General features: G+C 59.6%; 1 pseudogene. It reads right to left on the reverse strand.

Annotated elements, in window-relative coordinates:
* A pseudogene (locus tag HUS66_RS17540) lies at positions 1 to 403 on the reverse strand (multidrug ABC transporter permease/ATP-binding protein); the annotation flags it as partial.

Raw genomic sequence — 403 nt, forward strand, 5'->3', positions numbered from 1 at the left:
GGAGACGCGAAATCGGCGTTGACCGGTGCCAATGCCAACTTGCGCAGCTTGGCAAAGGCCACATCAGCCCCCAGCAAGGTGGGCAATGCCCCCACGGCTGGATCAAGGGCGTGCGCAGAAACAGCAGAGTCAGGGAAAAGGTCGCGGCGACTTCACCACTGGCCCATCCCAGGCCATTGGCCAGATAGAAGACAATACCGATGGCGCCCAGCATCATGATGTTGGAGAAGTTGACGGCGCTCAGGTGGTAGGTGTCCGCGCGCACGACATGATGGCGATACTCACAGGCATTGACACTGTAGCTGGTGTCGAAATAGTCACGCGCACGTGGACGATTGAGCGCCAGCTCCTTGCGCCCGTCGATGACAGCCTCATAGTCGGCATAAAGGCGACTCTCCGCTTC

The sequence above is a fragment of the Onishia taeanensis genome (assembly GCF_013349955.1).
Classification (GTDB): Bacteria; Pseudomonadota; Gammaproteobacteria; order Pseudomonadales; family Halomonadaceae; genus Onishia; species Onishia taeanensis_B.